The sequence below is a fragment of the Psychrobacter piscatorii genome (assembly GCF_001444505.1).
Lineage (GTDB): Bacteria > Pseudomonadota > Gammaproteobacteria > Pseudomonadales > Moraxellaceae > Psychrobacter > Psychrobacter piscatorii_B.
The window spans coordinates 1-3148 of record NZ_LNDJ01000015.1 but is presented as its reverse complement, the minus strand read 5'-3'; the positions used below and the strand labels follow the sequence as shown (position 1 = coordinate 3148).

2 protein-coding genes are annotated in these 3148 nt (G+C 42.5%); both read left to right on the top strand.

Going from position 1 to position 3148, the window contains the following annotated elements; genetic code table 11:
* Nucleotides 1–180 precede the first annotated feature (180 nt).
* A complete protein-coding gene (locus AS194_RS01475; protein ID WP_058023722.1) occupies nt 181–753 on the top strand; it encodes a manganese efflux pump MntP family protein in 573 nt (190 codons plus the stop codon).
* Between the two features lie 558 nt (nt 754–1311).
* Nucleotides 1312–2994, top strand: coding sequence for an NAD-dependent malic enzyme (locus AS194_RS01470; RefSeq protein ID WP_058023721.1), 1683 nt, complete (start codon nt 1312–1314; stop codon nt 2992–2994).
* Nucleotides 2995–3148 lie beyond the last annotated feature (154 nt).

Below are 3148 nucleotides of genomic sequence, written 5' to 3'. Positions count from 1 at the left end.
TGTTCTTATTTATTGGGGGGATTACCCCTGCTTTCGTACTGCGAAAGCGTTCGTATCAACATACTTGGCCACATGCCATGGTGCGAACACCTCTCGGTTGGCGAGACCATCGATATATCTACACTGCAGGTCGGGGGTGTGGCTATGTCGTGGACTCTATACTCGACCAGAGAAAATCACATGAATCCTATCGCACTTCTACTACTTGCTTTTTCTATGTCTACGGATGCCTTTTCTGTGGCAATCAGTAAAGGAGCAATTCTTAAAAACCCTCGTTTTACCGAAGCCTTCAGAATGGGTATTATTTTTGGCACCATTGAAGCGATCACGCCGATTATTGGTTGGTTAATTGGTCACTCTGCCACATCCTTTATAGATGCGTCTTTTATTGAGGCATGGGATCATTGGGTCGCGTTTGTCATACTTTTTGCGCTCGGTCTGCACATGCTATATGAGGGACTGAAGCCAAGTGATGAAACGATAGAAGTGCTATCAAGACATTCTTTTTTTAAACTTGCTTTGACTGCATTTGGTACGAGCATCGATGCCATGGCTGTCGGTGTGAGCCTAGCATTTGTCAAGGTCAATATTTTGCTGGCGGCAGGTCTAATTGGTCTAGCGACTACGACAATGGTCACGCTAGGGGTGATGTTAGGAAAGGTGTTGGGCTCCATAATCGGTCACAGAGCTGAGGTATTTGGTGGTGTGATGCTAATTGCCATCGGTACATGGATTTTATTTAGTCATCTTTAGTCACTCGATAGATATGAGCTACTTGATAAATAAAAGTCCATCTATATCAATAGCTGGGCTTTTTTATGTCTATAATCAGCACATAACACCATAACTCTTGCTAAATGACCGGAACATCTCAGCACTACAAAAATTGCTAATCATCAATAGAATAACCATGATGAAGATAAAAATTCCAATGCCCCACATAGGCAAAGTGAGCATCCAATTCGTCAAATTTTGGTTACCACAATGGCTACAGCTCCAATCAGAACGTTTGAGACTAGTATCACATTTCGGACATCTTTTATGATTAATAAACAATTTAGCCTCCCTTACAAATATATACTTTTATAGAAGTATATATCCGCTACATCAATTGGGCAATTGTTTATCAAGACAATTGTATGTTGTCAGCGATTGGATGCGAATCAGGATGGAATGCATAATGATGAACATCTCTAAAAAATACATATTTAAATTGAATTTGTTACATATTGTTAAATAGCAGTCGATGCTATGTATAATGCAGCCCTAATACAGTTTTCATTCATATGCCCTTAAGAAGAATATTTTATCATGTCAAATAAGCGTCCCTTATATATTCCCGTTGCTGGCCCCGCTCTTTTAGAGACCCCTTTACTCAATAAAGGCAGTGCCTTCTCAGCAGAAGAGCGCAATAGCTTTAATTTAACTGGGTTACTACCGCATAATATTGAGACGATTGAAGAGCAATCATTGCGTGCTTATCATCAGCTGCGCTCATTCACGAGTGATATGGACAAGCATATCTATTTGCGTAATATTCAAGACACCAATGAAACCTTGTTTTATCATTTGGTTGAGCAGCACATTGAAGAAATCATGCCGCTCATATATACCCCGACAGTTGGTCAAGCGTGTGAAAAATTCTCGCAAATCTATCGCCGTAAACGGGGGCTATTTGTCTCATATGCTGAACGCCATCAAATTGATGATATATTGCAAAATGCCACCAAACAAAACGTCAAAGTGATCGTTGTCACTGACGGCGAACGTATATTGGGCCTTGGAGACCAAGGGATTGGCGGTATGGGCATTCCAATCGGTAAGTTGTCTTTGTATACGGCGTGCGGTGGTATTAGCCCAGCCTATTGCTTACCAATCTTGTTAGATGTCGGCACCAATAATCAACAGCTCCTTGACGATCCTATGTATATGGGCTGGAGAAACCCACGTATCTCTGGTGATGAGTATAATGAATTTGTGGATTTATTCATTCAAGCCGTTAAACGCCGTTGGCCAGAAGCGTTATTGCAGTTCGAAGATTTTGCACAGGAAAATGCCACCCCATTATTGAATAAATATCGTGACCAGCTATGCTGTTTCAATGATGATATCCAAGGGACAGCTGCGGTATCGGTCGGTACCTTGATTGCTGCTTGCTTGAATAAAGGTCAAAAATTAAGCGAGCAAAAAATCGCGTTTTTGGGCGCAGGCTCGGCAGGTTGTGGTATCGCCGAACATATTGTTCGCCAAATGCAGCGTGAAGGGTTGACTGAAGCGCAAGCACGTAGCCAAGTATTTATGGTGGATCGTTATGGTCTGTTGACCGACAGCATGACCGAGCTACAAAAATTCCAAGTACCATTGGTACAAAAAGAATCAGACATTGCGCATTGGGACAAGAGCAACAAGCTCGGTTTGGCACAAGTCGTTCAGCAAGGCGGTGTGACGGTATTGTTCGGTGTCAGTGGCCAAAAAGGTCTGTTTACCCAAGAGGTCATCGAAGCGTTATGCGCCAATACGGAACATCCAATTGTATTACCGCTGTCAAACCCAACAACTCGTGTTGAGGCAACACCGCAAGAAGTGATGAACTGGAGTCGTGGCAAAGCCATCATTGCAACAGGCAGTCCTTTTCCTCCTACGACCTTCAATGGCCAGACCTTTGAGGTGTCTCAGTGTAATAACAGCTATATATTCCCAGGCATCGGTCTTGGCGTTTTGGCGGCTCAGGCGACAAGTATTAGTGATAATATGCTAATGGCGGCAAGCCAAGCCCTTGCAGATATCTCTATGGAGTACCAAAAAGCACCGGGTGCTATACTACCGCCAATTAAAGTGATCAGAGAGATTAGTGAAAAAATAGCCTATGCCGTAGCAGTGCAAGCGGTTGAAGATAAGCTGGCACTACCTGATACCGCGGAAAACTTACAACGCCGAATAGAGGCAAACTTTTGGTTACCTGAATACCGTCACTATCGCCGTACTTCTTTTTAATATAAAAAAGATATAAAAAAAGCCTAATGCCACGATGAAAAGTGGTGTTAGGCTTTTTTGTTTGAGCAAACAGATAAGGCTTATACTCGCAGAGATGTAAGAAAATTGGAAGGATATCGATAGTATAATGGCAGCTTAGTTCTACTTATTTGGT

Coding starts and splice junctions, on each gene's coding strand:
- AS194_RS01470 (WP_058023721.1), top strand. CDS start 1,312: ATGTCAAATAAGCGTCCCTTATATATTCCCGTTGCTGGCCCCGCTCTT.
- AS194_RS01475 (WP_058023722.1), top strand. CDS start 181: ATGAATCCTATCGCACTTCTACTACTTGCTTTTTCTATGTCTACGGAT.